Origin of the sequence: Acidovorax sp. SDU_ACID1, from assembly GCF_045291395.1 — a bacterium.
In the GTDB taxonomy this organism is placed as follows: domain Bacteria; phylum Pseudomonadota; class Gammaproteobacteria; order Burkholderiales; family Burkholderiaceae_C; genus MR-S7.
Genome location: NZ_CP152342.1, coordinates 285,426 through 299,519, shown reverse-complemented (window position 1 = coordinate 299,519; position 14,094 = coordinate 285,426). Strand labels below are relative to the sequence as shown.

12 protein-coding genes and 3 pseudogenes are annotated in these 14,094 nt (G+C 69.2%); 1 reads left to right on the top strand and 14 read right to left on the bottom strand.

Translation table 11 applies throughout. From position 1 onward, the window contains the following. Positions 1-38 precede the first annotated feature (38 nt). From AAG689_RS01370 to AAG689_RS01340, 7 genes and pseudogenes are all read right to left on the bottom strand, one after another. Positions 39-1,795, bottom strand: a pseudogene (locus tag AAG689_RS01370) (putative bifunctional diguanylate cyclase/phosphodiesterase). Beyond that, positions 1,792-3,360 (bottom strand): methyl-accepting chemotaxis protein, encoded by a 1,569-nt coding sequence (locus tag AAG689_RS01365; protein WP_406624454.1) that lies wholly within the window; start codon positions 3,358-3,360, stop codon positions 1,792-1,794. The pseudogene AAG689_RS01370 and the gene AAG689_RS01365 overlap by 4 nt, the downstream one beginning before the upstream one ends. Positions 3,361-3,497: 137 nt before the next feature. Next, positions 3,498-4,109, bottom strand: a complete 612-nt coding sequence (locus AAG689_RS01360; RefSeq protein WP_406624453.1) for an SCO family protein — start codon at positions 4,107-4,109, stop codon at positions 3,498-3,500. Beyond that, positions 4,109-5,023 carry a heme o synthase gene (gene cyoE, locus AAG689_RS01355; protein WP_020230742.1) on the bottom strand — a complete coding sequence of 305 codons (915 nt, stop codon included), beginning with the start codon at positions 5,021-5,023 and terminating at the stop codon, positions 4,109-4,111. The genes AAG689_RS01360 and cyoE overlap by 1 nt, the downstream gene beginning before the upstream one ends. After that, positions 5,020-6,180, bottom strand: coding sequence for a COX15/CtaA family protein (locus AAG689_RS01350; protein WP_406624452.1), 1,161 nt, complete (start codon positions 6,178-6,180; stop codon positions 5,020-5,022). Before AAG689_RS01350 ends, cyoE begins: the two co-directional genes overlap by 4 nt. Then, a complete protein-coding gene (locus AAG689_RS01345; protein WP_406624451.1) occupies positions 6,177-6,848 on the bottom strand; it encodes a hypothetical protein in 672 nt (223 codons plus the stop codon). Before AAG689_RS01345 ends, AAG689_RS01350 begins: the two co-directional genes overlap by 4 nt. A gap of 32 nt (positions 6,849-6,880) precedes the next feature. Beyond that, positions 6,881-7,630, bottom strand: a pseudogene (locus AAG689_RS01340) (SURF1 family protein); the annotation flags it as partial. Between AAG689_RS01340 and AAG689_RS01335 the strand changes: the two are divergent. Further along, positions 7,629-7,856: a twin transmembrane helix small protein gene (locus AAG689_RS01335; RefSeq protein WP_406624450.1), complete on the top strand. Its 228-nt coding sequence runs from the start codon at positions 7,629-7,631 to the stop codon at positions 7,854-7,856. The pseudogene AAG689_RS01340 and the gene AAG689_RS01335 sit on opposite strands and share 2 nt — an antisense overlap. 73 nt (positions 7,857-7,929) lie before the next feature. Here the strand turns inward: AAG689_RS01335 and AAG689_RS01330 are convergent, their stop codons facing one another. The 7 genes and pseudogenes from AAG689_RS01330 to AAG689_RS01300 form a co-directional block, all read right to left on the bottom strand. Then, on the bottom strand, positions 7,930-8,811 hold the full coding sequence (locus AAG689_RS01330) for a cytochrome c oxidase subunit 3 (protein ID WP_406624449.1): 882 nt from the start codon (positions 8,809-8,811) through the stop codon (positions 7,930-7,932). A 42-nt stretch (positions 8,812-8,853) separates the two neighbouring features. Further along, entirely contained in the window at positions 8,854-9,066 is a 213-nt protein-coding gene (locus AAG689_RS01325; RefSeq protein WP_034691783.1) for a DUF2970 domain-containing protein, read from the bottom strand. An 8-nt stretch (positions 9,067-9,074) separates the two neighbouring features. Then, positions 9,075-9,695 (bottom strand): cytochrome c oxidase assembly protein, encoded by a 621-nt coding sequence (locus tag AAG689_RS01320; RefSeq protein ID WP_406624448.1) that lies wholly within the window; start codon positions 9,693-9,695, stop codon positions 9,075-9,077. 13 nt (positions 9,696-9,708) lie between these two features. Further along, entirely contained in the window at positions 9,709-9,819 is a 111-nt protein-coding gene (locus AAG689_RS01315; RefSeq protein WP_020230750.1) for a cytochrome oxidase small assembly protein, read from the bottom strand. 27 nt (positions 9,820-9,846) lie between these two features. Next, positions 9,847-11,484, bottom strand: a complete 1,638-nt coding sequence (ctaD, locus tag AAG689_RS01310; protein ID WP_020230751.1) for a cytochrome c oxidase subunit I — start codon at positions 11,482-11,484, stop codon at positions 9,847-9,849. Between the two features lie 33 nt (positions 11,485-11,517). Then, positions 11,518-12,686 (bottom strand): annotated as a pseudogene (gene coxB / locus AAG689_RS01305) (cytochrome c oxidase subunit II). 493 nt (positions 12,687-13,179) lie between these two features. Next, positions 13,180-14,088 carry a biotin synthase gene (locus AAG689_RS01300; RefSeq protein WP_406624447.1) on the bottom strand — a complete coding sequence of 303 codons (909 nt, stop codon included), beginning with the start codon at positions 14,086-14,088 and terminating at the stop codon, positions 13,180-13,182. Between the last annotated feature and the right edge of the window lie 6 nt (positions 14,089-14,094).

The window sequence follows — 14,094 nt, the reverse complement described above, 5'->3', positions numbered from 1 at the left end:
CGCGCTTCCCCTGAAAGCGCTGGAGCCGTTTTTGGCTCTTATTCCGTGAGCGCGGCGGGCACGCTGTCTTCCTGGGTGCCCGCGCTGCGCAGCAGGGCCAGCACCTGCGCCGCGGGCACGGCCTTGGAATACAGCCAGCCCTGGTAGGCCTCGCAGCCGTGCTGCTCCAGGAAACGCAGCTGCTCGACCGCCTCCACGCCCTCGGCCACCACGTGCAGGCCCAGCGTGCGGGCAAGCCCGATGATGGCGCGCACCATGGTGGCGTCGGCCTCGCTGTGCAGCAGCGGGCGGATGAATTCGCGGTCGATCTTGATGCGCGATACCGGCAGCTGCTTGAGGTGCACCAGCGAGGAGTAGCCGGTGCCGAAGTCGTCCAGCGCCACGCCCACGCCCAGCGCCTGCAGGTTGCACAGCACCTGGCGCGCCTGCTCGGGGTCGGCCATGGTTTCGGACTCGGTCACTTCCAGCTCCAGCAGCCCGGGCGGCGTGCCGTGCACGGCCAGGCTGCCGCGCAGCTGGTCCACCAGGTCGGTCTGGCGCAGTTGCTGGGCCGACAGGTTCACCGCCACGCGCAGCGCCAGGCCCGCGCGCGCCCACTGCGCGGTCTGGCGGCAGGCGGCGTCGAGTACCCAGGCGCCCAGCGCCAGGATGAGGCCCGTGGCCTCGGCCACGGGGATGAAGCGCTCGGGCGAGACGTCGCCCAGCTCCGGTCGCTCCAGCGAAGCAGCGCCTCCACGGCCTGCACGCGCCCCGTGGCCACGCACACCTGCGGCTGGTAGTGCAGCGCCAGCCCGCCGTAGGACAGCGCGAGCTTGAGGCGGTCGTGCAGCAGGATCTTCTCGGCCATCCGGCGGCCCATGTAGTCGGTGTAGAACGCGAAGTTGGCGCGGCCGCGCTCCTTGGCCTGGTACATGGCCATGTCGGCGTAGCGCAGCAGGGTGGCGGCGTCGCGCGCGTCGGCGGGGCACAGGGCCAGCCCCAAGCTGGCGCCGAAGTTGAGCTCGAAGCCGTGCATGCGGCAGGGCTGGCACAGCACCTGCAGCAGCTCGGCCGCGCGCTGCTCGGCCTCCGCGGGACCAGCGAGCGGCTGCAGCAGCACCGTGAATTCGTCGCCCCCCAGGCGCGCCAGCGTGTCGCTCGCGCGCAGCGCGCCCTTGAGGCGCCGCGCCACCTCCACCAGCACCTGGTCGCCCGCCGCGTGGCCGTAGCCGTCGTTGATGGCCTTGAAGTCGTCCAGGTCCAGCAGCAGCAGCGCGAACGGCTCGCCCTGGCGCGCCGACTCGGCGATGGCCTGCTCCAGCCGCTGGCCGAACTGCCAGCGGTTGACCAGGCCCGTCAGCGTGTCGTGCGTGGCCTGGTAGTGCATGCGCGCCTCCAGCCGGCGCAGCTCGGTGATGTCGCGCACGAAGGCCACGGCCGCGCCGCCGCCCTGCTCGGTGTGGCCCAGCGCCACGTCCACGGGGATCAGGCTGCCGTCCTTGCGCTCCAGCCACAGGTCCCGCCCCATGCCCATGGGCCGGCGCGAAGGGCCGTCGAAATAGCCGGCTATCTGCTCCGCGTGCCGCATCCGGTGGCTGCGCGGCAGCAGCCGGTGCACGGACGTGCCCAGCAGCTCGGCCAGCGCATACCCCGAGATCGCGGCCATGGCGGCGTTGGCGTAGAGGATGGCGCCATCGTGCTGCACGAGCACGATGCCGTCGGGCGCGGCATCCATGGCGGCGCGCACCAGCGCGGCGTCCGCGTCCAGCCGCACGAGGCCGTGGGAGCCGAAGGGCTCGGCGTAGCGCCCCGTCATGCCGCGTCTGTCTGGAAGACCGAGGCCGCCGCGTCCAGACGCACGGCCTGCTGCGCCAGGGTGCGGCCCAGGTCCACGCCATGGCGCACCAGGGCCGCGTTGTTCTGGGTCATTTCCTCGAGCTGCGCCATGGCCTGGTGGATCTGGCCCACGCCGTCGGCCTGCTCCTGGCTGGCGTGGCGGATGTCCTGCACGATCGCGGCCAGCCGCTGCATGGCATCCACCACGTCCTGCATGGTGCGGCCCGCGCGGTCGGCGGCCTCGGAGCCGCCGCGCACCTGGGCCTGCGAGGCCTCGATCAGCGCCTTGATGTCGTGCGCCGACTGCGCGCTCTGCTGCGCCAGCTCGCGCACCTGCGCGGCCACCACGGCGAAGCCGCGCCCCTGCGCGCCCGCGCGCGCGGCCTCGACGGCGGCGTTGAGCGCCAGCAGGTTGGTCTGGAACGCCACGCCGTCGATCATGGTGCTGATCTCCGACACGCGGCGGCTGGCCTGGGCGATGCCTTCCATGCCCTGCCCCAGCCGCGCCATGGCCTGCACGCCCTCGCTCGCGGCTGCCAGGCCCGAGGCGGCGCAATCGGCCGCGTGGCCGGCCTTGTCGCTGTTGGCGCGGATGGCCACCGAGAGCTCCTCCGTCGCCGCGGCGGCCTGCTCCAGGCTGGCGGCGGCGGCCTCGGTGCGCCCGGACAGGTGCTGGTTGCCCTCCTCCATGTCCTGTGCGCAGGCGCGCACGGCACCGGCCTTGCCCTGGATGTCGTCCACCAACGACATGAGGTTGAGCCCCGCCTGCTGCAGGCTGCGCATCAGCTCGCCGATCTCGTCGCCGCGCCCCGCGTAGAGCGGGCGCGCCCGCTGCCCGCTGGCCACCGCGCGCGCCTGCTCCAGCACCGCGCCCAGCGGCCGCGCGACGCTGCGGTGCAGCCACCAGGCCAGGGCCGCGCTGGCCGCGAGCCACAGCGCCAGCGCCGGAGCGAAGGCGGCCGCCCCGGCATGCGCCTGGGCGGCCACGGCCAGCATGCCCAGCGCGCCCAGCCCCGCCAGCGCTCCCACGGCCGCGGACAGGCGCGTGCCCACGCCCAGGAAGCGCAGCCCCGCCAGCCAGGAACGCAGCCCGCGGCTGAACACCACGAAGCCGCGGTAGAGCGCGAGGTGGCCCGCGCCGGCGTTGATGCGCTGGTAGACCGCCTCGTGCTCGCTCACTTCGCGCGCCGAGGGCTTGGTGCGCACCGACAGGTAGCCCACCACCGCGCCGCCGCGGCGCAGCGGGCTCGCGTTGGCGCGCACCCAGTAGTGGTCGCCGTTCTTGCGGCGGTTCTTCACCAGGGCCGTCCAGGGCAGCCCGCGCTGGATCGTGGCCCACATGTCGGCGAAGGCCGACGGCGGCATGTCGGGGTGGCGCACCACGTTGTGGGCATGGCCGTAGAGTTCCTCCTGGCCGAAGCCGCTCACGCGGATGAAGGCATCGTTGGCATAGACGATGCGTCCCTTGAGGTCGGTGACGGACAGCAGCGTCTCGTCATCGCCCAGGGCGTATTCGCGCTGCGTGGTGGGCTCGTTTCGGCGCATGGGTGCGGGTTCCTTGGACAGTGGCGCCGCCACTCTAGGGATTCGCGCACCGGCGCGCACGGGGATTGCTCCCACGCCGCGGGACTATCGCACGCCAATGTGACGCGCTTCGCGGTTCGGGCCGCCCCGGCCCCGGCTCAGGAGCCTTCCTGCAGCAGCGCGCGCACGTCGGAGGCCAGCGCCTGCGCCCCGCTGCCGTAGCGGTGGTAGACGCGCAGGCGGCCGGCGGTGTCGTAGACGTAGCTGCCGGCGGAATGGTCCATGGTGTAGCTCGTGGGCGTCTGGCCCTCCACGCGCTTGTAGTAGATCTTGAAGTCCTTGGCGACGGCAGCCAGCTGCTCGGGCGTGCCGGTCAGCGCGAGGAAGCTGGGATCGAAGTTGGCCATGTAGGCCTTGAGCACCTCGGGCGTGTCGCGCTCGGGATCGACGGTGACGAAGATGCCCTGCAGCTTGCCGCCCTGGTCGCCCAAGGCGCGCTTGACCTCGGCCAGCTCGGACATGGAGGTAGGGCACACGTCCGGGCACTGCGTGTAGCCGAAGAACACCACCACCACCTTGCCGGCGAAGTCGCGCAGATGGCGCGGCTGGCCGTTGTGGTCGGTGAGCGGCAGGTCCCGGGCGTACTCCGCGCCCGTCACGTCCACGCCCTGGAACGTAGGCGCCTGGGGAGAGCAAGCAGAAAAAATGGCCGTAGCGCTTACCAGGAAAGCGCTAGCAGCTATTCTTTTAAGAGCATCACGTTTTTGCATCACAGCACGTAGTGGTCCACGAGCAGGGCCGCGAACAGCAGGCTCAGGTGGATGAGGGAGAAGCGGAAGGTCTTGCGCGCGAGCTGGTCGGAATAATCGCGCCACAGCCAGAAGCCGTACAGGCAGAAGCCCGCGCCCAGCACGATGGCGGCGGCCAGGTAGATCCACGAGCTCATGCCGTAGACGAAGGGCATGAGGCAGCCGGCGAACAGGATCAGCGTGTAGAGGAACACCTGCAGCCGCGTGAACTCGTTGCCGTGGGTGACGGGCAGCATGGGCAGGCCGGACTTGCGGTAGTCCTCCACGCGGTAGAGCGCCAGCGCCCAGAAGTGCGGCGGCGTCCACAGGAAGATGATGAGGAACAGGATCAGCGCCTCGGGGCCCACCTCGCCGGTCATGGAGGACCAGCCCAGCACGGGCGGCATGGCGCCCGAGGCGCCGCCGATCACGATGTTCTGCGGCGTGAGCGGCTTGAGGATGACGGTGTAGATGACCGCGTAGCCCACGAAGGTGGCGAAGGTGAGCCACATGGTCAGCGGGTTCACCCACACATAGAGCAGCGCCGAGCCGGCCGCGCACAGCGCGGCGGAGAACAGCAGCGTCTGCGTATTGGACAGCTCGCCCTTGGCCGTGGGCCGCCAGGCGGTGCGCTTCATGCGTGCGTCGATGCCCTGCTCCACCAGGCAGTTGAAGGCGGCCGCGGCCCCGGCCACGAGCCAGATGCCTGCGCAGGCCACGGCCATCAGCGCCCACTGCGGGCCGCTGGGCAGGCCGGGCACGGCCAGCACCATGCCGATGAAGGCGCAGAACACGATGAGCTGCACCACGCGCGGCTTGGTCAGCGCATAGAACTGCGAGAAGCGCGACGGCAGGGCGTGCGACGGCGGATGTGCGGGCGCGGGGGCGGCACTCATGCGGAAACTCTCTTTGCGATGGAAGGCGCCGGTGCGGCATGGGCCACCGCGCGGCTGGCGGCCAGCGCCCAGGTCAGCACCACGACGAGCGCGGCGGCGCCGCCGGTGTGCAGCACGGCCGCGACCAGCGGCCAGTCCAGCACCACGTTGGACAGGCCGGTGGCGAATTGCAGCAACGCCAGGCCCGCGAGCCAGCGCGCCGGGTCGCGCAGCGCGCCCGCGCGCACCAGGCGCCAGGCCAGCAGCGCGAGCAGCGGCAGCACCAAGTAGGCCGCGAGCCGGTGCGCATAGTGGATGGCGGTGAGCCCGGCGAAGCTGATGTGGCTGCCGTCCTGCAGCAGGCCCAGCGGTCGCCAGAGCTGGAAGCCCTCGCCGAAGGCCATGTCGGGCCACCAGCTTCCCTGGCATTGCGGGAAGGTGGTGCAGGCCAGCACCGCGTAGTTGGTGCTGACCCAGCCGCCCAGCACGACCTGTGCCGCGACCAGCAGCGCGGTCACTGCCAGCAGCGTGCGCAGGCCGCGCGGCAGGGCCACGGGCGCCGCGCCGCGCGCGGCCAGCGTCTGGCGCACGGCCTGCACGCACAGCAGGGCTAGCAGCACCAAGCCACCAATGAGGTGCAGCGTGACGATGGCGGGGAACAGCTTCATGGTGACGGTGAGCGCGCCGAACGCGCCCTGCAGGCACACCCAGACCAGCGTGGCCGTGGGCCACCAGGGGCTGTGCGCCAGCGGCTGGCCGCGGCGGCGCTGGCGCCACGCGCCCACGGTGAGCGCGATGATGAGCACGCCCACGCCGGTGGCGAGGTAGCGGTGGATCATCTCCACCCAGGCCTTGCCGTGCGTGACCGGGCCGGTGGGCATGGCCTGCTGCGCGGCGGAGATCTCGGCATGCGCGCCCACGGGGCTGGCATTGCCGTAGCAGCCGGGCCAGTCGGGGCAGCCCAGACCCGAGTCGGTCAGGCGCGTGAAGGCGCCGAACAGCACCAGGTCGAAGGTCAGGAACAGCGTGAGCACCGTGAGCGCCTGCAGCCGCCGCACGGGCGTGCTGCCGCGCCCGCGCCACCACACCCAGGCCAGCGGCCCGAGGGCGATGACCACGCCCAGCGCCATCAGCTCGATGAGCGGCGCCAGGTCGTAGAGCGGCTGGGCGTCGGTCATGGCTGTTCCTGCCCCGCCCCGTCCGTGCGGCCGGGCTGGTCCCAGGACGACGAGGCGCGCAGCAGGCGCTCCAGGTCGCGCTTGGCCTTGGCGGCGCCGGCGCGGTCCATGTGGGCGGGGAAGCGCATCATCCAGTGGCCCATGGGGTCCACCACGTAGAGGTGGTCCGCCAGCGCCTGCCCCGCGGCGGGCTGCAGCCATGCGCCGAGCGTGGCCGAGTCCACGCGCAGCACGGTGGCCTGGCCCAGCGCGGGGGCGATGTCGTCGGGCAGTTGCGCATCATCGGACACCAGCCATACCCAGTCCAGGCGCTCCTTCTCGCGGCCCATGCTCTCGCGCAGCTGACGCTGCAGGTACAGGTGGTTGCGGCAGGCGTCGGCGCAGGCGCCGGGCGCCACGCTGACCAGCAGCCACTGGCCGCGCAGGCTTTCCAGCGCGCGCGGTGCGCCGCCCAGCGTGCGGGCGGACGCCTGCGCGGGGATGGCGCGCTGCGGCTCGACCAGCTCGCCATAGTTGCGCCGGCCCTCGGGGCGCACGACGTAGTAGGTGAAGTACGAGGCGATCACCGGCGCGGCGCACACCGCCAGCACGGCCAGCATCTGCCAGCGGCCGCTGCGCGAGCGCTGCAGCGCCGCCACTGCGTCGCCCGCGGGCGGCAGGCTGTGCACGGTGAGGCCCAGCGGCTGCTGGCCTTCAGCGCGCGCGCGCGGCCAGGGAAGCGTCGGACGATTTGGAACCAGACATAGAGGATTGCCACCAGGCCGCAAAGCCCGAACCATTGGAATGCGTAGCCGTAATGCTTGTCGACGCCGCTGCCCGTGACCGCCCAGTCGCGCCGCAGCCCGTCGCTGGCATCGCCCGTCTGCACGATGGTCAGGGGCGGCAGCGCCAGGGAAAACTCGGCCCCGTAGGCGGCCAAGTCGAGATTCTGCCGGATGCGCGAAGACCCCTCGCCTTCCCCGGCTGGCGCGAAGTCGTACAGCCGCGCGGGCGCACCTGCCACGCGGCCGGCCACCTCCACGCTGCCCTGCGGCGTGGCGACCTGTGGCAGGCGCGTGCGCTCCTGGAAGTCGCGCGGAGCCCAGCCCCGCTGCACCAGCACCACGGCCTGCCGGCCCTCCAGGCGCAGCGGGGTGAAGACGAAGAAGCCGGGCCGGCCCTGCATCTGCCGGTTGTCCAGGAACACCGTGGCCTCGGGCTGCCACTGGCCGCGCAGCACCACGCGGCGGTGCAGCAGCACGTCGTCGTCGCTGCCGCCCTGCAGCAGTTCGCCCGGCGCCAAGGGCGGCAGGGCCTGGCGCTCGTCGATGGCGGCCTGCAGCGCCAGCTTCTGCGCTGCGCGCGACAGCTGCCAGCGCCCGAGCGAGGCGGTGACCGCCATCGCCGCGACGGCGGCGAGCAGGATCAGCCAGAAGCGCAAGCCGAAAGGTCGTTGGATAATGGGTCGCATGAAGATCCTGGTGGCTCTGGCGTTCCTCGCCATCATCGCAAGCCTGGGCTCCGCGCTCTTTTTCATGATGCGCGGCAGCCGCGGCGACGATGCGCAGCGCAGCAAGCGCATGGCGCGCGCCCTGGCGCTGCGCGTGGGGCTGTCCGTCGTGCTCTTCCTGTGCCTGTTGGCGGCCTGGAAGCTAGGGTACATCCAACCGACGGGCCTGCCCGCCACGCCGCGCTGACGCGCCCTGAGACAGGAGCGCCGCCCGCGTAAAAAGCGCCTCGCGGCGCTTTTTTCATCGCAAGGCGGCAGCCTCACATCCAGTACACCAGGATGTACAGGCCCAGCCACACCACGTCCACGAAGTGCCAGTACCAGGCCGCGCCCTCGAAGCCGAAGTGGCGCTCGACCGTGAAGTGGCCGCTTTGCAGGCGCAGCGTGATGAAGAACAGCATCAGCATGCCCACGAACACGTGGAAGCCGTGGAAGCCCGTGAGCATGAAGAAAGTGGAGCCGAACACGCCCGAGCTGAGCTTGAGGTTCAGGTCGGTGTAGAGGTGGTAGTACTCGTAGCCCTGCACGCACAGGAAGACGAAGCCCAGCACCACCGTGACCCACATGAAGCCGATGGTCTTGGCGCGGTGGCCTTCGCGCAGCGCGTGGTGGGCGATGGTGAGCGTCACGCCCGAGGTGAGCAGCAGCGCCGTGTTGATGGTGGGCAGCCAGAAGGGGCCTACGGTCTGGAACGGCTCCACGATGCCCGCGGGCGAGGCAGTGACGCCAGCGGCCATGCTGGGCCAGACGGCCTTGAAGTCGGGCCACAGCAGCGCATTGTCAAGGCTGCCCAGGGCCGGCACGGAGTGCGCGCGCGCCCACCACAAGGCCGTGAAGAAGGCGCCGAAGAACATCACCTCGGAGAAGATGAACCAGCTCATGCTCCAGCGGTACGAGATGTCGATCTTGCGCCCGTACAGGCCGCCCTCGCTCTCGTGCGCAGCGTCGCGGAACCACTGGTACAGCACGAACAGCCACCAGGCCAGGCCGAAGGCCAGCGAATACTTGCCCCAGCCGTGGCCGTTGATCCACTGGCTCGCGCCCAGGATCACGAAGAACAGCCCGGCAGCCGCCAGCACGGGGTGCCGGGACTCCGCGGGAACGTAGTAGTAAGGCGTCGTGCCGTGGGTAGATGCACTCATTTCAGCTCCTCGTTCTCAGATTTCTCAGTTGTCTCTTGGCGGTCACACGACCCAGTTCACCAGCCCGATCAGCAGCAGCACCAGCGCGAAGAGCGCTACCAGCCCTACGAACACGATGTGCAGCGGCTGCAGCTTCTCCTGGTCGGCCTGGTATTCCGAGCCTTTGCGCAGCCCGATGAGGGACCAGGCCACCGCACGCAGCGTGCGCAGCAGCGAGCCCTTGCGGGCGGGTGGGGTGCGTTGCGGCTCGTTCATGGCATGGCTCACGATCCTGCCTCCAGGGCATAGGCCGCGGGCGCTGTGGCAGTGGACTGCGGCGCGGGCGGGGTCTTGCCGCCGACCTCGAAGAAGGTGTAGGACAGCGTGATCGTCGTCACGTCCTTGGACAGGCGCGGGTCGATCACGAAGGCCACGGGCCATTCTTTTTTCTCGCCCGGCTCCAGCGTGTACTGGTTGAAGCAGAAGCACTCCAGCTTGTTGAAGTGCGCGGCGGCCTGGCGCGGCGCGTAGCTGGGAATGGCCTGCGCGGCCATGCGGCGGTCCTGCACGTTCTGGAATTCGTACATCACCGTGGTGAGTTCGCCCGGATGCACCTTCACCGAGCGCTGCGCGGGCTTGAAGTCCCACGGGCCGCGCGCGTTGGCGTCGAATTCGACGGTGATGGTGCGGCTTCGGTCCACCTGCGTGTTGGCGGGCACTTTCACGTCCCGCCCGGCCACGCCGTTGCCCGGCACCTGCCGCTCCGACAGCGACAGGATGTTGATGCCGGTCAGCTCGCAGATGTGCTTGTAGATGGGGATCAGCACGTAGCCGAACGCGAACATGCCGGCCGACACCACGGCCAGCTTGCCCACCATCTTCAGATTGTCGCCGCGCCGACTCATGGCCTCTGCCCCGTCAATGCAGCCAGGCCATCTTGACCATGAACCCGATGAAGAAGGCCAGCGCCACCGATGCCAGCACCAGCGCCATGCGCAGGTTGGACTTCTTCTGCTCGGGAGTGGTCATTGTGGGTGTTCCAGGCATGGGACCGCTTCAGCCGATCACGCGCGTGGCGGAGGCGTCGAGCTTGGGCGGAACTTCGAAGGTGTGGAAGGGGGCCGGCGAGGGAACTTCCCATTCCAGGCCTTCGGCGGCTTCCCAGGGCTTCTGGGGCGCCTTCTCGCCCTGGCCGCGCATGGCGGGCACCACGATGAACAGGAAGAAGTACACCTGCATCAGCCCGAAGCCGAAGGCGCCGATAGAGGCCAGCGCGTTGAAGTCGGCGAACTGCATCGGGTAGTCGGCGTAGCGGCGGGGCATGCCGGCCAGGCCCAGGAAGTGCATGGGGAAGAACGTGATGTTGAACGTGATCAGCGAGCCCCAGAAGTGGATGCGGCCGCGCGTCTCGGAGTACATCACGCCCGTCCACTTCGGCGCCCAGTAATAGTAGGCCGAGAACATCGAGAACAGCGAGCCGGCCACCAGCACGTAGTGGAAGTGGGCCACCACGTAGTAGGTGTCCTGCAGTTGGATGTCGATCGGCGCCATGGCCAGGATCAGCCCGGTGAAGCCACCCATCGTGAACACGAAGATGAAGCCCACGGCGAACAGCATGGGCGTCTCGAAGGTCATGGAACCGCGCCACATGGTGGCCACCCAGTTGAAGATCTTCACGGCCGTGGGCACGGAGATCAGCATGGTGGCGTACATGAAGAAGAGCTGGCCCGTCACCGGCATGCCGGTGGTGAACATGTGGTGGGCCCACACGATGAACGACAGGATGGCGATGGACGAGGTGGCGTACACCATCGACGCGTAGCCGAACAGCTTCTTGCGGCTGAAGGCCGGCACGACCTGGCTGATGATGCCGAAGGCCGGCAGAATCATGATGTAGACCTCGGGGTGGCCGAAGAACCAGAAGATGTGCTGGTACATCACCGGGTCGCCGCCGCCGGCGGGATTGAAGAACGTGGTGCCGAAGTGGCGGTCAGTCAGCGTCATGGTGATGGCGCCGGCCAGCACGGGCATCACGGCGATCAGCAGGTAGGCGGTGATGAGCCAGGTCCAGCAGAACATGGGCATCTTCATCAGCGTCATGCCAGGCGCGCGCATGTTCAGGATGGTGACGATGATGTTGATCGAACCCATGATGGACGAGGCGCCCAGCACGTGCATCGCGAAGATGCTCACGTCCATGGACGGGCCCATCTGCAGCGTGAGCGGCGCATAGAGCGTCCAGCCCGCAGCAGGCGCGCCGCCGGGCATGAAGAACGAGCTGACCAGCATGATGGCTGCAGGAATCATCAGCCAGAAGCTGAAGTTGTTCATGCGCGCGAACGCCATGTCGGACGCGCCGATCTGCAGCGGGATCATCCAGTTCGCGAAGCCCACGAAGGCCGGCATGATGGCGCCAAACACCATGATCAGGCCGTGCATGGTAGTGAGCTGGTTGAACAGCTCGGGGTTCACCAGCTGCAGGCCGGGCTGGAACAGCTCGGTGCGGATCAGCAGCGCGAGCACGCCGCCGATCATCAGCATGGTGAACGAGAACAGCAGGTACAGCGTCCCGATGTCCTTGTGGTTGGTGGCGAACACCCAGCGCCGCCAGCCGGTCGGGCCGTGGTGGTGATGGTCGTCGTGGCCGTGTGCGTGTCCGCCGGCGTGCCCGTGGTTGTCCAGAACTGCGCTCATTGTCGAATCCTCAAATAACGTGGGGCTTGCGATTTACTTGCCGCGCTGGGCCACGATTTCCGCGGGCTGCACGAGCTGGCCCGTCTTGTTGGACCAGGCGTTCTTGGTGTAGGTCACCACGGCGGCGAGGTCTGTGTCGCTCAGCTGCGCCCAGGCAGGCATGGCGCCGTTGGCCGCGCCCTTGAGCACGATCTGGATCTGCTTGGCATGGTCTTCGTCCTTGACCAGGGCCGAGCCGTCGAGCGGCTTGATCGGGCCCGCCCCCTTGCCGTTGGCTTGGTGGCAGGCAGCGCAGTTGGCAGCATAGACCTTCTCGCCGCGGGGCAGCAGGGCCTCCAGCGTCCAGACCTTGTTGGGGTCGTCCTGCTTGGCGGCGGCCTTCTTCTTCTCGGCATCGACCCACTGCGTGTAGTCCTGTGCGGAGACGACCTTCACGTGGATGGGCATGTAGGCATGCTCCTTGCCGCACAGCTCGGCGCACTGGCCGTAGTAGTCACCCACCTTCTCGGCGCGGAACCAGGTATCGCGCACGAAGCCGGGGATGGCGTCCTGCTTGATGCCGAAGGCCGGCACCATGAAGGCGTGGATCACGTCGTTGGCCGTGGTGATCACGCGCACCTTTTTGCCCACGGGCACCACCAGGGGGTTGTCCACCTTCAGCAGGTAGTCGGCGGGCGCCTGGGAGACATTGCCGCTGTCGGACATCTGGCGGTGGCTGCTGTCCAGCGTGGAGATGTAGGCCAGCCCTTCTCCCTCGCCGGAGATGTAGTCGTAGCCCCACTTCCACTGGTAGCCGGTCACCTTGACGGTGAGGTCGGCGTTGGTAGTGTCTTTCTGCGCGACCAGCACCTTGGTGGCCGGCAGCGCCATGAGGATCACGATGATGAAGGGAACGATGGTCCAGACCACTTCCACGGTCACGGACTCATGGAAGTTCGCCGCCTGGGCGCCGCGCGACTTGCGGTGCTTCCAGATGGAATAGAACATCACCGCGAACACGCCGATGAAGATCACCGTGCAGATAACCAGCATCATCCAATGCAGGAAGTGCTGCTCCTCGGCAATCTTGGTGACGGGGGGTGCAGGTTGAGCTGGTTCACCGCGGGACCGCCAGGCAGGTCCTGGACCGCATGGGCCGCAGAGCCCAGCCATGCCCCGACCACCAGCAGCGTAGAAGCCAGCTTGTTGGAAATGCTCTTCATAGTTCTCACTTACTTCTAAGCTCCAATTGACCAATCCCTCAGCGCGCCCCTGCGTGGGGTCAGCAGCGCGCAAAGCCATGCGAATCCCTCCCCCAGACCAGCCCGGACGGCGGCTACGCCGCGCGTTGCCCGAGGCCCGCCTGGGTTCCCATGAACCCGGCTTACCAATCAGTCCAGACCGCATTCCTGGCAGCCTGTTGTCTCCGCAATCCATCGGCGGGGCTTGCGCCCCGCCACGGACTCTCTCGATCTCTTGCAGCATGCCCAGCCCCGGACCCAGCGGCAATACGCATTAGTCCCAAGGAAAGGCGGCCGAGGAGTGACGCAGGCAGAAGGCCCGGCGGCGCCAGCGCGCCTTCAGGGCCTCAGGAGATGCGACGGCTGGGCAGCGCAGGCGCTGCCGCAACCCAAGAGAGTTCCGAATCCGCAATCGCCAAGAATTGTAGCGCGCATTGAGGGAAATCATTGACAGCGCGAATGGCACGTGCGCCGCTCAGCGCTCCCTGTGCCTGCCGGCACGCAGCATGTCGCGCATGTCCTGCAGCGCCACCGCGCTGCTGCCCTCCATGCGCACGCGGGGCGTGGGCTTGAAGGCGTGGCCGTAGACGATCTCGAAAGTCAGCGCGAGCTGCCCGCCCTGGCGCGCATCGGCCAGCCTCTCGGCGAGGGCCTGCTCCAGGTTCGCATGCCAGCGCCGCCCGCGCAAGGCGGTAAAACGCTGCGGATGCAGGTTGCGCCCCAGCCCCCGCAGTTCCTGCAGCAGGCGCGCGGGCGTGGCGAAGGTGAGCACGATGCGCTCCATGTCCATGACGGGCTCGGCGAAACCGGCCTGCACCAGCATGTCGCCCCAGTCGTGCATGTCGGTCATCGCATGCCCGGGCGCGGGCCAGTCCAGCGCGGCATAGAGCGCCCGCAGCTCGCGCAGCGTGTCCGGCCCCAGGCAGGAGAACATCAGGTAGCCGTCCACGGCCAGCGCCTTGTGCCACCGCGCGATCAGCGCCTGCGGGTCGGCCGCCATGTGCAGCGCCATGTTGGACCACAGCATCTGCACGCCGCCATCGGGCGGCACGCCGAAGCGCGGCGCGGCCGAAGACCAGCGCGCCGGGCTCCACCAGGCCTTGCCGAAATGCGCCTGGGCGGCCGCCTCGCCGGCAGGCGAGGACGTTTCCGCAATGTGGCTGGCGGCCTGCGCGAAGCGCTGCCCCACGAGGGCATGGCCCTCGATGCCGCCGCGCACGGGGTCCCAGTCGCACCACGCGGCAGGGGGCTTCACGATCCATTGCAGCCGGTCCTGCATGCGCCGCGCCACCTCCTCGTGGAGCCACGGCGACGCCTGCGGCACCATGGCGTGCCAGCGGGCCGCGGCGACCGGGTCGATGGTGGGCGGGAGGTGTTCGGACATGGGGAG